We start from the raw sequence: 17,434 nt of genomic DNA, 5'->3' as shown, positions 1-17,434 counted from the left end.
CAGTTTTAAACATCCAGATCCGAAGAAAGACCATCCAGGTCCTCGAAAAACTTATCCAAGGTTCCTATGAAAGAAAGATATCCTGGTGAAAAACCATTAGGATCAATTGTTATCCTATCCAATGAAAAGCTGATCCATCCACTTTTCCTGGTGAACCTCTTTGTAGCTTGATCCTATTCCTACGTAATCCCAAAAGAGTTTAGCCTGTTAAAAGTATTTAGGCCCCGGCGATTGTGCCGGGGCTTTTTTGCGGGTTGTGCCTGCCTGCCGGCAGCTTCCAATCGATGAGCTTTTTGCGTTCGGCATTCCGCGTTTTGTGTTTTGTATTTTGCGTTTTGCGTTCCGCGTTTTGCGTTCCGCGTTTTGCGTTTCGCGTTCAGCGTTTTGCGTTTTGCGTTCCGCGTTCCGCGTTTGGCGTTTTCCGCTTAACTTCGCCCCGCATGTTATTTAAAGATGTTATAGGCCAGGCAGATGTAAAACTGCATCTCGCCAATATGGTGCAGCACGACCGCATCAGCCATGCCCTTTTGTTCTTAGGGAAAGAAGGTAGCGGCGCCCTGCCCCTCGCCATTGCATTTGCCCAATACATCGTTTGTGAAAAAGTGAACCAGAAAGGCGTTGTTCCTGCAGCAGCCGCCGGACCTTCGCTATTTGGCGAGGAGCCGATCCCTTCGGGAGCCACCCACTCACCACTCACCACAAACCACTTACAAGATTCCTGCGGTGAATGCCCATCCTGTCAGAAGATGCTGCAGCTCATGCATCCGGATATCCATTTTTCTTATCCGGTGATCCCTCGCAAATCGGGCGATAAGCCCCTAAGCTCGGATTACATCAGTGAATGGCGGGAGTTCATCAGCAAATACCCATACGGTAACGCCTACGACTGGTTACAATTTATTGGCGCCGAGAACAAGCAGGGTAATATTACCGCCTATGAGTGTAACGACATCATCCGCAAGCTGTCGCTAAAAAGCTTCGAAAGCGGATTTAAAATACTGGTCATGTGGATGCCCGAATACCTGGGCAATGAAGGAAATAAGCTGTTGAAACTCATCGAAGAGCCACCACCAAATACTCTATTTATTTTGGTCGCCGAAAATGAATCGCTCATTCTGCAGACCATCTTGTCGAGAACCCAGCTGGTTAAAATTCCGGCCCTTAGCCACCAGGAAATAACGGGCGCCCTGGTAACCAGAGCAAAAATGGCCGAAGAACCTGCCAGCCAGATCGCTCTTATCGCAGAAGGCAATTACCGGGAGGCATTACAGTTAATACAGCATGCCGACGAAGACTGGCAATCGCTGCTGCGCGAATGGCTTAATGCCATTTTAAAGAACGGCCCTATTTCCCAGGTAAAATGGATCGAGGAAGTGAGCAAGCTGGGCCGCGAAAAACAAAAACAATTCCTCCGTTATTTCACCCATCTGCTGGAGCAGGCCATCCGGCTGCACGCCATGGGACCCGAGAACCTGCACCTGCCCGACAAGGAAAAAGACTTTGCCGGCCGCCTGAACAAGATCGCCGCCTTTCATCAGCAGCAGGCCATTATTGAAGAGCTCGACAAAGCCTCTTATTATATAGAACGGAACGCCAATGCCAAAATGCTGTTCCATGCCCTCACCATTAAATTATACCACATCATTGCCGCCAAGCAGGTAGCTAATATTATTTAGCAGCTGTTGGTGTTCAGCCAGCCTTCAATTACGCTATCCACGGGCCAGGCTTTTCAGCTTTATCATATAAAAGCCCTTTTGACGTTAATAACTTATATTTGTAAATCGGCCTGTAAAGCAGGAGCAGAAAAATTGTGCGTAAGGGATTGCAATGCGAGCAGGATATATATATTACCAGGTTATCTTATTTCGCTATATTATCCATAAATGCGTCTTATTCAATAGGTTACAATATTGTAACCCGTCAATTTGCGAATACAGGCGCACCCCGGTTTTCCCGGAGGGATGAATAATACCCTGCCTTTATTTCTGCATGTATTTCCGGCCGATCATTAATTAAATTTATAAATCGTTAATTCCAAATAGAGAATGGGATGTAGTTCATGCGGAACAGGCGGTAAAGTTGCCGGTTGTAAAAGCAATGGCGGATGCAGCACGGGCAGTTGTAACAGGATGAATGTGCACGATTGGCTGAGTAACCTGCCATTCAGCGATCCTTCAGGCAGCTGCAAGATCGTAGAGATAACTTTCAATAACGGAAGTCGCAAAGACTTTTTCCGGAATACCACTGTTCATTTATTCGAAAAAGGGGACCTCGTTGCCGTAGAAGGCGTAAGCGGTTTCGATGTTGGCACTGTAAACCTTACAGGAGAAATTGTTCGCCTGCAAATGAAGAAAAGAAATGCCGACGAAACCGACCCCGATATTAAAAAAGTGTTACGCCGCGCCACAGATAAAGACATAGAGATCTGGCAACAAAATAAAGAACGCGAAAAAGACGCCCTCATCAGGGCGCGGGCCATTGCCCGCCAGCTGAACCTGGAAATGAAGCTCACGGAAGTAGAGATCCAGGCGGACGGCCGCAAAGCCACCTTCTTTTATATCGCCGATGACCGGGTCGACTTTCGTGAATTGATCAAAGTTTACGCTAAAGAATTCAGGGTAAAGGTTGAAATGCGCCAGATAGGCGCCCGCCAGGAGGCCGCCAAAGTGGGCGGAATCGGCAGTTGCGGTCGCGAACTTTGCTGCAGCACCTGGTTAACCGATTTTAAATCGGTAAATACCACTGCTGCCCGTTATCAGAACCTGTCGATCAACCAAAGCAAGTTGAGCGGACAGTGCGGCCGGTTAAAATGTTGCCTCAACTACGAACTGGATATTTACCTCGATGCATTACAGCATTTTCCAGACAATGCCGATACGCTGCAGGTACAAAAGGGCACTGCCATCCTGATCAAGAAAGATATTTTCAAAAATCTCATGTGGTATACCCTGCCCGACAGCACCAAGCAGTACCCGCTGACCATTGAACGGGTACGGAAAATAAAACAGTTGAATGAGCAGGGCAAAGTGGCCGATGAACTGGAAGCAGTTGATGTAACCACCCAGAAGCCCAAAGAGGTGGAACCTGAATTTGTTGATGTGGTTGGACAGATCAGCTTACGCAGCCTGGAAAGGGCCGAAAAGAAAAAGCGGCACCACCACCAACAGCAGAAGGAGCAACAGCCCCGTCAGCAGCAGCAACAAAAGGAGCAACACCGTCCTCATCAGCAACAACAGCAACACCGCCGCGACAACCGGCAACACGATAAAAAAGGAGGCGGAGGCAACGAGCGGAAGCATAATCCGCAAAGGAATCAGCAGCAGAACCGCGAAAACCGGGAGAGCCGGGACAACCGGGAAGACCGGGGGAAAAAAGAATAATGTGATAATGTAATCACAATGAATCAATGTACTGATGTGCTGATTTGCTAATCCCGACTAAAGTCGGGACAAGTTGTGTTGATTAAAACAAATAAGCGGAACTTTATTCAGGTTGCAGGCCACCGGTAACTGGTAACCGGTGACTCTGGAAGCCTGACCAGAAATAAAACAAAGATCTTAGAACATAGCATAATTAAATTTAAAACCCTTATAACTATGGCTCTATTTAAATCCGGTAATCCTGCTTTAAACGAAAAGACATTTTCGAAAAGCTATTCCATGTCCTATGACGGGGCAATGACGGTAAAAGGAACGCTGAACAAATTCGGTATCCTTTTCCTGCTTACCATGGCAACTGCCGGCCTCGCATGGAAAATGGTTTATTCAGGTGTTGAGGTAACAACCTACATGTGGGTGTCTGTATTCGGTGCTTTAGGCATCGCCCTTATCCTGGCTTTCAAGATGCAATGGGCGGCCTACCTGGCCCCTATATACGCACTGGTGAAAGGCTTTGCTGTAGGTGCTATTTCCGCTTACTATAACTATGCTTTCGAAAAGATCGCACCTAATATTATAACGCAGGCTGTAGCCCTCACCTTCGGGGTGGTGATCGCCATGTTCCTGTTATACAAATTCAACATCATCAAGGCAACACCCGTTTTCAAGAAAATAGTGATCACCGCTACGTTGGGTATCGCTGTATTCTACCTGATCTCAATCGGTTTGCATTTTGCCAATATCGATATTCCCTTCCTGCATGAAGGCAGTACATTCGGTATCATTTTCTCTTTGGTAGTCGTTGGTTTGGCTGCCATGAACCTGATTCTGGATTTCGATATGATCGAGAATGGCGCCAACATGGGAGCTCCTAAATATATGGAATGGTATGGCGCCTTTGGCCTGCTGGTAACCATCGTATGGCTGTACCTGGAGATTCTGCGCTTACTGGCCAAGCTGGCTGGTGATAGAAAATAAAGCCCCCGCCCCTCCTGTGGGGCACGAGATAATATACTTTACAAAAGGGGCGTCCCGGCAAAGCCGGGACGCCCCTTTTTAACTATGTATTCATTACATTGGTTTTACCATCCATCTCCATCCAGCACATTACCTAATCCACCCAGGATGCTGCCCTCTTCTCTACGGCCTCCGGGACCGCCATACTGTAAAATGCGGCCGGCCAGGCGGCTGATGGGCAGGGTTTGGATCCATACTTTACCCGGACCACGAAGCGTAGCAAAGAACAAACCTTCGCCGCCAAACAGGGTATTCTTAATACCACCAACGAACTGAATATCGTAATCGATAGTCTGAGTGTATGCTACTATACAGCCTGTATCTACACGCAGTAACTCGCCAGGTTGCAATATTCTTTCAAATACGTGTCCACCCGCATGCACAAAGGCCATACCATCACCTTCCAGCTTTTGCATAATGAAGCCTTCGCCACCAAACAAACCGGTACCCAGTTTACGTTGAAACTCAATGCCCACACTTACACCTTTCGCAGCACACAGAAAAGAATCTTTCTGGCAAATAAGCTTTCCACCCATTTCCATCAGATCGAGGGGAATGATCTTACCTGGATAAGGCGAAGCGAAGCTTACTTTCTTTTTGCCCTGACCCACATTGGAGAAAGCAGTCATAAACAAACTTTCACCAGTCAATATGCGCTTGCCAGCTGACATCAGTTTGCCGAAAAAGCCGGTTTGCGGGCGGGCGCCGTCACCGAAAATGGTTTCCATTTGAATACCATCATCCATCATCATGAAGGAGCCGCTTTCTGCAACAGCCGTTTCACCCGGATCCAGTTCCACTTCTACATATTGCATCTCTTCTCCATAAATCTTGTAATCTATTTCGTGATTTGTACGCATGTAAATCTGTTTAAAAGTTTTATTAATGAGTTTTTAGTTGTTACATGGTGAATGGTCAATGGTCAATGGTGAATGGTGAATGGTTCGCGCATCTTGAAATTAATAACCGAACTTACGCCACCCGAAACTCATTGCCTTGCGCCTTAAGCCTTCCGCCTTCAGCCTTTCGCCTTCTGCCTTAAGCCTTCAGCCTTCCGCCTTCAGCCTTCCGCCTTCAGCCTTCCGCCTTAATGATCAGGTTAGTCGCAAATTAATGCTATTCGTTTCACGAAAATGATTATTTTTTTGCTGTTTGCAGCTTCCGCCCGCCCCATGCTTTTGATAAATGGTTTGGAACCCCTGTACTATTTCCTTTACCTTGTAATTACTTAACAAAAATCACATATATGAAAAGAGCCATACTGCTACTGGCCATTATGCCCTGCCTGTATGACCAGGTTGCTGCTCAGGCAAAACTGGTTGAAAAGATCACCCGGCAGGGACATGAGCTCGTTATTCCTTATGAGAAATATGTACTGCCAAACGGCCTCACGCTGGTGGTACATGAAGACCATAGCGACCCGATCGTACAGGTAGATGTTACCTACCACGTTGGTTCCGCGCGGGAACAGATCGGTAAATCGGGCTTTGCCCACTTCTTTGAACATATGATGTTCCAGGGTAGCGACCATGTAAAAGATGAAGAACATTTTAAAATGGTCACCGACGCGGGCGGCACGTTGAATGGTTCAACCAACCGCGACCGTACCAACTATTACGAAACGGTCCCTTCGAACCAGCTTGAAAAAATGCTTTGGCTCGAAGCAGATCGCATGGGCTTTTTGCTGGATGCAGTTACGCAGCAAAAATTCGAAATTCAGCGGGCTACCGTAAAAAATGAAAGAGGACAGAACTACGATAACCGCCCCTATGGTTTAATGGCCGAAGTGGCTGCGAGGAACCTATACCCATACGGTCATCCATACTCGTGGCTGACGATAGGATATATTGAGGACCTGAACCGCGTAGATGTAAATGACCTTAAGAATTTCTTTTTACGCTGGTATGGTCCTAACAATGCTACGGTAACAGTTGGCGGCGATGTAAAAACCGCAGAAGTCGTTAAACTGGTAGAGAAGTATTTTGGTTCTATTCCCAAAGGACCAGCCGTTGAAAAAGTAGTAGTGCCCCCGGTTGTATTGGAGAAAGACCGGTATGTTTCCTACACTGATAATTATATCCGGTTACCATTATTGAATATCGTATTTCCAACGGTGCCTAACTATCATAAAGACATGGCCGCCCTGACCTGCCTGGCGCAACTACTGGGCGGAGGCAATTCCTCGATCCTCTATCAGCAACTGGTAAAATCGCAGCAGGCATTACAGGCAAACGTGTACAGTCAGCTGTTTGAACTGGCCGGTGAATTTACCATCCGCGTAATTCCCATGCCAGGTAAAACCCTCGCCGATATGGAAAAACTGGTACGCGCTTCATTGGATAGCTTTGAAAAGCGCGGCGTTACCGACGAAGACATAGAAAAATTCAAAGGTTATACAGAAGCTCAATACATAAACGGGCTGCAAAGCGTATCGGGCAAAGTGTTCCAGCTGGCAGCTTTTCAAACCCTGGCCGGCAATCCGAATATGATCGGCACCCTGCTTAAAATGACCAGTACAGTGACCAAAGAAGATGTAATGCGGGTATACAATCAATACATTAAAGGAAAACATGCTGTTATCGTGAGCGTATTGCCTAAAGGGCAGGAATCTGTTATTGCCGCTGCAGATAATTACGAAATTGACAAAACCCATTACACAGCCCCTGATTATGGCTATACCGGCCTGAAGTATACGAAAGCAACAGATAAATTCGATCGTAGTAAACGCCCGGGCAACGGCGCCAACCCCGTTGTAAAAGTACCGGCCTTCTGGCGCAAGGACCTGCCCAATAAGATCAAATGCATCGGCGCGGAAAATAATGAGTTGCCTACCGTAACCCTAATTATCTCCATCCCCGGCGGCCATCTGCTTCAGGCTAACGATACTGCCAGGGTCGGACTGGCAAGCCTGTTCGCCGACATGATGAATGAAGACACTAAAAATTACACAGCTGAACAAATGGCCATCGAGCTGGATAAACTGGGCAGCACCATAGAAGTAACCAGCAGCCGCGACGCCATTGTCTTTACCGTAGAAGCACTTAAAAAGAATATCGATAAAACACTGGCCCTGCTGCAGGAAAGATTGTTCAATCCCAAATTCACAGAGGCAACGTTCAACCGCATTCAACGGCAAACGCTGGAAAGTTTAAAACAATCAAAGACCCGTCCGGCCGTAGTAGCAGATGATGTAATTGCCGCGGTGAATTATGGTGCCACTCATATTTTCGGCATGAACGAATACGGCACTGAAAGCTCTATCAGGAACATAACTTTGAAAGACATTGAATATTATTACAACAATTATCTCGCAGCTAACAATACCAAAGTGGTTGTGGTAGGCGATATTAAACAACATGAGATCCTGCCAAAGCTGGCTTTCCTGAACAAACTGCCCAACAAGAAGATTGAGCTGCCTGTTGTACCGGCCAAACCGAAAGAAGTTGATAAATCACGCATCTACCTCGTTGATATTCCCCGCGCAGCGCAAACTGAATTCAGAATAAGCCATGTTACCGGTTTAAAATACGATGCTACCGGAGAATATTACAAAACCGGCCTGATGAACTTCGCATTAGGTGGTGGTTTCAATGGGCGCGTAAATATCAACCTGCGCGAAGACAAGGGCTGGACCTACGGTGCGCGCACCAACTTCAATGGCGATGAATATACCGGCGACTTCATCTTCAGCTCCGGCATTAAAGCCGATGCTACTGACAGCGCATTAGCCGAGGTGATGAAAGAATTGAAAGCCTATGCAGCCAATGGTATTAAAGAAGAGGAACTGGTGTTTATGAAAAATGCGATCGGCCAGCGGGATGCATTGCGTTATGAAACGGGCACGCAGAAAGCCGGCTTTATACAACGCATGTTACAGTTTAATTTACCGGCCAATTATGTTGATCAGCAGCTTAAGATCCTCAAGAACATCACCAAACCTGAAATTGATGCGCTGGCTAAAAAATATATTCAGCCCGACAAATTGAATATGGTACTGGTAGGTGACAAAGCCCGTATTCTACCCGGCCTGCAAAAATCGGGTTACGAGATCGTGGAATTGAATACAGATGGGAAGCCGGTTGATGGAATGAAGAAAGGATTTTGATCAATGTGATAATTGGATAATTCGATAATGTGATAATTGAAATACAACAAAAAAATCCCTGGCAATGCCAGGGATTTTCATTATCAAATTATCACATTAGCTAATTATCACATTAATTTTAGAACCAGCTTCCGATAAACGCTTCATTTACTTTTTCTTTCTTGCCAGCCAGCTTTCTTCTTCTGCGGCTAACTTTATAACGGTGCCGTCCCAAAGTGATCAGCATCATTAAGAAAAATACAGGCGTTAATGGCGGAATACCTGTGAATGAAACCCATTTACCACCCCACATGTTCCGCATGGGTCTTCTTAACCGTTCAGCGATGAGGTACATCGCAGGCAGGATCAGCAGCGTCATGAAGAAGGCAAAGGCCAAACCGAAGATGATGGTCCATGACAATGGCTTCCAGAACACCACGTTATCTCCGCCAAAGAAGATATGCGGATTGAGTTCTGAGAACAGGGTAACGAAGTTGATGTTCAAACCAACAGCCAGCGGTATCAGACCCAGGATGGCTGCCAGCGCTGTTAACAATACGGGAATGATACGGGTTTTACCGGCCTGCACCAGCGCTTCCCTTGTTTTCATACCACGTGCTCTTAACTCATCGGCGAACTCAATTACCAGGATACCGTTCTTCACCACAATACCGGCCAAACCTACGATACCGATACCGGTCATTACCACTGATACTTCCATACCTGTAAATGCAAAGCCGAGCAACACACCGATCACACTGAAAATGATCTCCGTTAAAATGATCACCGGTTTACTGATGGAGTTGAACTGAATAACCAGGATCAACAGAATGAAAAACAGCGCAATGACCAGGGCCTTGCCCAGGAAGGCGCCTGTTTCAGCCTGTTGTTCACCCTCACCCGTTTGTTTAATAGTAACATCGTCGGGTTTTTGTTTGAAGTTATTGATATGTCCGGCGATCACCTGGTTAACTGCCGTAGGCGTATAACCGCTCAATACGTTTGAACGTACCGTAATTACCCGCTTCTGGTTTTTTCGCTTAACGCTACCCAGGGTACTGGTGTAATCAACTTTCACCAGAGAACTGATGGGCACTTGTTTTACCCGGCCGGTAGCCATATCGCGGAATGAAATATTCATGTTCAGCAGGTCGGCCAGGTTCTTACGTTGACCTTCCAGGTTGCGTAATTGGATCTTATATTCATCTTCACCGTCCTTGATCTTCGATACTTCCCTTCCGAATACTGCCGTTCTTATCTCCATACCAATCTGTTGGGTAGAAACTCCTTCGATCAGCGCACGCTCACGGTCTATCGTAAAGCTCACCTCAGGATTGGTAAGATCGATATCCATTTTCAACTCTTCCACGCCGGGCACCTGGATAGAATCGAGGTAGTTCTTGAGAGATACTGCGGTTTTGATGAGGTTATCGAAATCTTCACTGGCTACTTCAATATTAACCGGTGGTTCTGTTGGCGGACCGTTCTGCTCCTGGTCAACGGAGATCTCGGCGCCCGGTATACCTTTGATCGCCTGACGAATTGAATCAAGAATGGGTTTGGTGGCAACGCCATGTCTTTTTTCAAACTCAACGAACGATACCTGTATACGTCCCAGCTCGGGCCTTGTACTTCTGTCGCCGCTATTGGGATCACTGGCGCCAACGGCCACGTTACTGATCACACTTTCGACGATCGGGTTTTCTTTATATCCGCCTTTACCATCTTTTTCCATGTGTAGCACCTTGTACACTTTCTCTTCCAAAGTATGCGTAATAGAATCTGTGTACTCTACATCAGTACCTACAGGCAGCTTCAGGTACACATAGATCTGGTTAGGGTCGCCACCGGGGAAGAACACCACCGGCACATTGCGGGCGCCAAAGAAGATGAAGGTAAGAATGAGCAATGCGAATGTACCCAACAGTAAATGCACAGGGCGCCATCCTTTCAATGCCCAGCGTAACGAAGTTTCATAATGACCCATGATCCAGGGCAGGGCGCGGTGCTGAAATCCATGGATCATATCATCGAGCACATACTTGTTGAGGATGATCATCAGCACAATAAAGATCAAAAAGTTGCCCAGGAAAGTGAATCCGACCAGATCGAACAGGATACCAACACCTAATGCTATCCATAATGATGGCTTACGGAAGATGGCCGATTTAGGTTGTTTATGCTCTCCTTCCGGATGGTTCATAAAGTCAACGGCAAAAACCGGGTTCATAATGAACGCCACGATCAACGAGGCCGTTAACGTAAAGATGAGCATGGTAGGCAGGTAGATCATGAACTTTCCAATGATACCTGGCCAGAACAATAACGGGAAAAAGGGCGCCAGCGTGGTTAAGGTACCGGCCAGTACAGGGATGAATACTTCACCCGCCGCCATCATGGCCGATCGTTCACTGGTCAGCCGTCCGTTGCCCTGCACAAATATGCGATGGGTATTTTCAATAACCACAATGGCGTCGTCCACAATGATACCCAGGCCGAACAAGAGGGCGAACAGTACTATGAAGTTGAGGGTAACGTGTGTTCCCACGATAAGGTCAGCAGCCGGTAAAAAGATAAAGGCCACGAACATACTCAGCGGTACCGACAGCGCCACAAAGAAGGCGTTGGTTACACCCATAAAGAACATCAGGATGATCAACACCAGCACAAAGCCGATAACGATGGTATTTACCAGTTCATTGAACGAGGTACGCGATGCTTTACTTTGATCACCGGTTACCGATACCTGCAGATCTTTAGGGAACTCCGTCGCCCGCATTTCCTCTACCACCTTCTTAACCGCATCTGATGTTTCGATCAGGTTCTCACCCGCCCGTTTAATGATATTCAGCGTAATTACATTCTTGCCATTCAACCGGGCATAACTTTCTCTTTCCTTGATAGTGTCTTTGATCTCGGCTATATCTTTCAGGTAAATAGGCGAACCACCTGAATTACGAACCACTACTTTCTGAATGTCAAAGGCTGTTTTAAACTGACCTTTTAACTGCAGGGTGCGTTTCATATTACCTACATCGAGCAACCCACCCGATATATCCAGGTTCTCACGGGCTACTGCGCCGGCGATATCGTCAAAAGTTACACCGGCACTGCGCATTTTGTAGTTGTCTACATTTATCTGGAACTCGCGTTCGGGCGCACCTACCAGGTCAACGCGGTTCAGCTGCGATAATTCTTCCAGCCTGTCCTGCATATCGTCGGCATATTCTTTCAGGCGGGGCAGGTCATAGTCGCCATACAGGTTCACGTACATGATCGGCTGTTCTGAAAAACTCACTTCCATCACGGAAGGTTCTTCAGTAAGGTCGGTTGGCAGGTCGGGCTTGGCCTTGTCTACCGCGTCCTTGACCTTTTGCAGCGCCACATCCGTTTTTACATCGGTGCTGAACTCAACCATAATAGCTGAGAAATCAGCCACCGATGTACTGGTGGTTTTATTGATCTTGGCGCCTGTGATACCCTTGATCTGTTTTTCAATAGGCCGGGTAACCAGGTTCTCGATATCCCTGGGTGAGTTACCTACATAAACAGTTTGTACATATATGGTAGGGATCACGATATCGGGGAACTGTTCTTTAGGTAAGGTCATGAACTGGAACACCCCGATCAGGCTCACGATGAGCATGACCAGATATATGGAGGTCTTGTTCTTTATACTCCACGTGGTGGGCTTAAAGTGTTTGAACTTACCTGTAAAATTTTCTAAAGCACTCATACGATGGATTTGGTGTGTAAGTCTAAAGTCTGCTTGAACTATTTGTTTTCTGTAATGATGAGCTGGCCATCATACAGACCCTGGAAACCTTCAGTGATCAGCTGATCACCGGCTTGCAGGCCGCTTTTTATTTCCAGTTTATCACCATACAGCAACCCAACTGTTACCGGTCTTTTCTTGGCTACCAGTTTACCATTTTCGGAAGCTGCTACCATCACAAATTTTCCTTTTTCATCATTCTGCAGGGTATTGATAGGAATTGTGATCGCATTGGGTAATGAATAATCCTGAATACGTACCATGGCTATCTGGCCTGGACGGAAACCGGTACCGGGCACACGACCTTCTATATAAAATGAACGGGAAGAAGGATTGATGGTTTTACCGGCTACAGACACTTTAGTATTGATCGATTTGTTGTTTTGCTCCGGCAGGGTTACTACCAGGTTGGTTCCTTCCTTTACTTTGCTCTGATAAGCTTCAGGCACATCGGCGGTCACTTTCAGATTGCCTGTATTAACGATCCGGATACCCAACTGGGAAGCAGTAGCAGCAGAGAAAGTTTCACCTACTTTAATATTCACGATATCGGCTACGCCACTGATACCTGCATAAACATTTGACTGGTCGAGCTGCTCTTTCAACAGGTCGATCTGTCTTTCTGTACCTTCCATTTTACTTTTGGCCTGCAGCAGTTCCACTTCAGTACCAATTTTCTGATCCCACAGGTTTTTACGGCGCTCATACATAGTTTTATCGAGGTTCAGTTGAACGTTTGCCTGCTCAATCTGCTGTTTTACCAGGGCATCATCGAGCTTCATCAACAACTGGCCTTTACGAACATAATCGCCTTGTTTTACATAAATAGCCCGAACCTGTCCGCCCTGGCCACGAGGCGTAACCCAGGCCATGTTCTCTGCATCTATGCTTCCCTGCAGGTCGATATAATGGGTGAAAGCAGCTGCATTTACCGGTGTTATCACTACCAATTTTGGTTTCTCAGTGCGGGCAGCACTGGTATCGAGTTTGGCAATCTCACTTTCCAGTTTGGCCTGCTCTTTTTTCAATTCTTCCAGCTTAGCCTTTTTCTGCTCCAGGCTTTTGTTATCGCCTCCGCTTGACGCGCCACATGCCGCCAGGAAGAGAACAACTGTTACTGCGCCAATTATGTTATACGTACTTTTCATATCTGATAATTTATCCGGTGAATGCATTTGTTGGTTTAGGTTTTTATAGAGTATGGTTATCATAGTTTTCCAATAGCCCTTAAGTAATTGATGCGGGCTATGATGGCATCGTATAGTGCCGAGAAATAATTGTTCTGTGCAGTTCTTAACTCGGTTTCTGCATTGGTGATCTCGAGGTTACTGCCCAGTCCCTGCTCATACTTGATCTTTGTTTGATTGTATACCTGTTCGGCCAGTTCCATGTTCTTTTTTTGTTCATCCACCGCTATCAGTGCATTGGCTATGCTGATACGCGATGAATCAACTTCCATGTTGATCCTGTTCTTCAGGTCTTCGATATTGTTATGCGTTTTTTCCAGTTCGAGTTTAGCCGTTCTTATGCGTGCATCTCTGGCAAAACCGTCGAAGATGGGCACATTGATCTGCAATCCGATATAAGCGGTAGTAAACCAGTCCTGGCCAGATTTAAAGAAGTTGAACTTTTCACGCATGGCCATCCGGTTATAGTTACCTGTAAGCGAAACAGTAGGTATGTAAGTGAACCTGTGGCGCTTGATATTATACGTGTTCAGTTTTTCAACTGATTTTAACAACTGGTACTCCTGGCGGTCTTCCATCCGGATGCTATCGGTTAAAACGCCTTCGCGCAAAAATGCATCAGACAACGTATCAGTAAGCATTAACTGGTTCTTGACCGGCATACCCATCAGGTATTTGAGACCGATATACCCTGTTTGCAGCTGGTTCTGCACTTTCGTTTTTTGCGTTTTTAAATTTGCCAGGGTAACAGACACTTTATCTACATCGAGTTTTTCCTGGAACCCGTTTTCAAACAATGCTTTGGTATCGTGCAACAGTTTTTCTGAACGGGCAATGTTGGCATCCAGCAACGCTAATTGCTTTTGGCCAACTACCAGCTGGTAGTAAATTTTATAAACGTTCGCCTTGATGGTTTCCCTGGTAACGCCCACATTTTTTTCAGCATATTCGATAGACGCAGCCCTGGCCTGTAAGCCTACAAACACCTGTCCGTCGAACAAAATCTGGTTCAGGGTAGCACCATAAGTACCGCTCCATTTTGTACCAAACTGTACAGGAATGAATTCGCCAGCCGCTCCGCCAAAAAATTCAGCAGGTATTAACTGCGTAGGCAATTTCAGGTAATCGGTAACATTCACGTTACCACTCAGCTGTGGGTAGGCAGCAGCAGTGATCTCGCGGTTGGTTTGCAACTGGATCTCCACATCTTTCAGTGCATTTCTAACGTTCACACTGTTTTTCATGGCGTAGTCTACAGCCTGTTTGGCCGAAAACGTAAAGGTTTCCTGTGCCATAGCCGGTCGTATTATACCTGCCAATACAACCACCAGGGCAATACTATTTATGCTTGCCGGTTTCAGTTTCATAGTTCTTTGCATTTTTATTTCTATGCTGTTGATATTTCAAGATGAGTTTGTGGCCTTTCAGGGAAGCGACCCCATATACGTAATGCTCAATAATGATTTTTGTAACCTCTGATAATTTATAACGGGAGGGGGGGAATAAGTCAATATTGAAGGGCATCATCATCGATTCCAACCTGAACTTCGATAAAATATCAACATCTACATCAGGGCGGTACAGCCCCTCCTTCACTCCCCACTCCAGGTTCTTGCGAATGACCTGTAATAAAAACTTGTTCTTATGTTCCATAAACCGCTGGTATGCCCGAATATGGAACTTCTCCATATCGTATAATACCATCGGGTTCATACTACTCAATTGTTCCACTACCTGGTCAACGGTTAAAAAGATCTCTTCAATGGCGTCCTTTGCATGTTCTCCGCATTTAAGGCAATCCTGCTGCATATCCATCACCTCATCTTCCACTACTGCATCAACCAGCTCATTCTTATCTGTGTAATATTGATATATGGTCTTTTTCGACATACCCAACTGGTTGGCTATATCATCCATGGAAACAGAGCGGATCCCATACCGCAGGAATAATTCCTTCGCCTTTTCCCTTATGCGCACTTTTGTGTTTGCTTCTGTTGTCATAATATCGGGCACAAAACTATAGAAACTTTTATCGTTACCAAAGTTTCCATCCTTTATTTTAAACCGCCGGTAACAAAAAGAAGGCTGAACAATTGTTCGTTTTTTAATTGTTCAACCGCTAAAATGGAACGTACCTGCGTGTTCCGTATCTTTGCTAACCGATTGCTTTCCAACCGAAAATACACAGCTTTAATCAAGCTTATTTTTAAGGCCGGTGAACTGGGTTACTTTTGATACGCAAAAAGCAGCAGCACATGAAAACTCCACATATATTTAAAAAGCTTATACAGTATTTTCTCCAGGGGCTTATTATCCTGGCCCCTATTGCGATCACGATCTATGCAGTGACCGCTTTGTTTAATTTTATTGACAATATTCTGCCGAGCCTTATCGGTTATTTCATGCCCGACCTGTTGGGCACCGATGCCGCCGGCAATCCTAAAAAAATACCCGGACTTGGTTTTATACTGGTAACCCTGGTCGTTATACTGGTAGGTTATATCTCTTCTTCCTTTATTGTAAGTAAACTGGTTGACCTGTTCGATAAAATACTGGAGCGCACGCCGGGCATTAAACTCCTGTATTCTACCGTGAAGGATTTCTTTGAAGCTTTCGCAGGTAACAAAAGGAAATTTGATAAAGCTGTATTGGTAAGTATAGAAACAACGGATGTATGGCAGATCGGCTTTATTACCCAGGAGGAAGTACATGAGTTCGGCTTACAGGATTATGTAGCCGTATATGTACCGCAATCTTATGCCTTTACAGGCCGCCTGTATTTTGTAAAAAGTGACCGCGTACGGCTGCTGACCGGTATAAGTTCTGCGGAAGCCATGAAATTTGCAATATCCGGCGGGGTTACTACCATTGACGACGACGTTCCTGTTAGGAAAAAGTAGCGATGGGTTACTGAGTTATTCCCATAAGGATTGACGACTGACGATTGTCGATTGTCCATTGACCATAATCAATAACTAACAGCCAGGGTCACAGCAAAACGATAATCTCGGTACCTTCATTCCGTTATGAAAAAATTACTGCTCATAACGGTTGCCATGGTGTGCAGTCACTGCCTTTATCCCTGGGGTTTTTATGCCCACCGCCAGATCAATTATTACGCTGTCTTTATGCTGCCGCCCGAGATGCTGGTATTGTACAAACCCAATATCCAGTTTCTCAGCGATCACGCGGTTGACCCTGACAAACGACGGTATGCAGTAGCCGCAGAAGGCGCACGCCATTATATCGACATCGATCGTTACGGTGTTTATCCCTTCGATTCATTACCCCGAACCTGGGCCCGCGCCCTTGAAAAATATGGGAACGACACCCTGCAGAAATATGGGATTGTTCCATGGTATATTCAAACCATGCTGCACCGGCTCACCAGGGCCTTTAAAGAAAAAGACCAGGTAAAGATCCTCAAGCTTTCTGCCGATATCGGCCATTATATTTCGGATGCACATGTACCCCTGCACGTTTGCAGCAATCACAACGGACAACTCACCAATCAGCATGGCATTCACGCTTTTTGGGAATCGCGTATACCTGAACTGCTGGCAGCCACTTCCTGGGATTTTTTGCTCGGCAAAGCCACTTACCTTATCAATCCACTCACCTTTACATGGAAACGCGTGCTGGAAAGCGCCGCTGCAGCAGACAGTGTGCTGCGGATCGAAAAGGAATTGACGAGCCGTTTTCCGCCTGATCAAAAATATTCATTTGAGCCGCGGAACGGTTTGCTGATCCGCCAGTATGCCACAGCTTACTGCCTGGCTTATAACCAGCAGCTCAATAACATGATCGAACGCCGAATGCAGGAATCCATCACCGCCGTGGCTTCTTTCTGGTACACAGCCTGGGTAAATGCCGGTCAGCCCGATCTGAAACAGCTTATCAATACCACATTCAGCAGTGAAGATCTGCGATCATTCGACCAGTTAAATAGAGAATGGCTGAACCGGAAACCCCTGGCAAAAGATTGTGATTAACT

The 17,434-nt window shown here is 46.2% G+C and carries 11 protein-coding genes; 6 read left to right on the top strand and 5 right to left on the bottom strand.

The window, feature by feature from the left end:
- Positions 1–440 precede the first annotated feature (440 nt).
- From JUB15_RS08770 to JUB15_RS08760, 3 genes are all read left to right on the top strand, one after another.
- Complete coding sequence (locus tag JUB15_RS08770; RefSeq protein ID WP_207512105.1) at positions 441–1,676, top strand: DNA polymerase III subunit; 1,236 nt, start codon at positions 441–443, stop codon at positions 1,674–1,676.
- A 369-nt stretch (positions 1,677–2,045) separates the two neighbouring features.
- Positions 2,046–3,380 (top strand): PSP1 domain-containing protein, encoded by a 1,335-nt coding sequence (locus JUB15_RS08765; RefSeq protein ID WP_242696275.1) that lies wholly within the window; start codon positions 2,046–2,048, stop codon positions 3,378–3,380.
- 216 nt (positions 3,381–3,596) lie between these two features.
- Positions 3,597–4,355 (top strand): Bax inhibitor-1/YccA family protein, encoded by a 759-nt coding sequence (locus JUB15_RS08760; RefSeq protein ID WP_207512104.1) that lies wholly within the window; start codon positions 3,597–3,599, stop codon positions 4,353–4,355.
- A gap of 104 nt (positions 4,356–4,459) precedes the next feature.
- Here the strand turns inward: JUB15_RS08760 and JUB15_RS08755 are convergent, their stop codons facing one another.
- The gene (locus JUB15_RS08755) at positions 4,460–5,254 is read right to left on the bottom strand and encodes a TIGR00266 family protein (RefSeq protein WP_207512103.1); all 795 of its coding nucleotides are present in this window, start codon (positions 5,252–5,254) and stop codon (positions 4,460–4,462) included.
- A gap of 386 nt (positions 5,255–5,640) precedes the next feature.
- On the opposite strand from JUB15_RS08755, the gene JUB15_RS08750 reads away from it, so the two are divergent.
- Positions 5,641–8,499, top strand: a complete 2,859-nt coding sequence (locus JUB15_RS08750) for a M16 family metallopeptidase (RefSeq protein ID WP_207512102.1) — start codon at positions 5,641–5,643, stop codon at positions 8,497–8,499.
- A 118-nt stretch (positions 8,500–8,617) separates the two neighbouring features.
- On the opposite strand, the gene JUB15_RS08745 is transcribed toward JUB15_RS08750, so the two are convergent.
- Genes JUB15_RS08745 through JUB15_RS08730 form a run of 4 tightly spaced genes read right to left on the bottom strand, consistent with a single transcriptional unit; the run spans position 8,618 to position 15,441 of the window.
- Positions 8,618–12,214: an efflux RND transporter permease subunit gene (locus JUB15_RS08745; RefSeq protein WP_207512101.1), complete on the bottom strand. Its 3,597-nt coding sequence runs from the start codon at positions 12,212–12,214 to the stop codon at positions 8,618–8,620.
- A 38-nt stretch (positions 12,215–12,252) separates the two neighbouring features.
- Positions 12,253–13,401: an efflux RND transporter periplasmic adaptor subunit gene (locus tag JUB15_RS08740; RefSeq protein ID WP_242696274.1), complete on the bottom strand. Its 1,149-nt coding sequence runs from the start codon at positions 13,399–13,401 to the stop codon at positions 12,253–12,255.
- 59 nt (positions 13,402–13,460) lie between these two features.
- Positions 13,461–14,807, bottom strand: a complete 1,347-nt coding sequence (locus JUB15_RS08735; RefSeq protein ID WP_207512099.1) for a TolC family protein — start codon at positions 14,805–14,807, stop codon at positions 13,461–13,463.
- A complete protein-coding gene (locus tag JUB15_RS08730; protein WP_207512098.1) occupies positions 14,779–15,441 on the bottom strand; it encodes a TetR/AcrR family transcriptional regulator in 663 nt (220 codons plus the stop codon). The genes JUB15_RS08735 and JUB15_RS08730 overlap by 29 nt, the downstream gene beginning before the upstream one ends.
- A gap of 254 nt (positions 15,442–15,695) precedes the next feature.
- Here JUB15_RS08730 and JUB15_RS08725 point away from each other — a divergent pair, with 254 nt between their 5' ends.
- Both JUB15_RS08725 and JUB15_RS08720 read left to right on the top strand, forming a co-directional pair.
- Complete coding sequence (locus JUB15_RS08725) at positions 15,696–16,340, top strand: DUF502 domain-containing protein (protein WP_207512097.1); 645 nt, start codon at positions 15,696–15,698, stop codon at positions 16,338–16,340.
- Positions 16,341–16,466: 126 nt separating this feature from the next.
- A complete protein-coding gene (locus JUB15_RS08720; protein WP_207512096.1) occupies positions 16,467–17,432 on the top strand; it encodes a zinc dependent phospholipase C family protein in 966 nt (321 codons plus the stop codon).
- Positions 17,433–17,434 lie beyond the last annotated feature (2 nt).

Source organism: Longitalea luteola, from assembly GCF_017356035.1.
GTDB classification, from domain to species: Bacteria; Bacteroidota; Bacteroidia; order Chitinophagales; family Chitinophagaceae; genus Niastella; species Niastella luteola.
The sequence above is the reverse complement of the archived record's forward strand: the minus strand, read 5'-3'. Positions and strand labels throughout refer to the sequence as shown.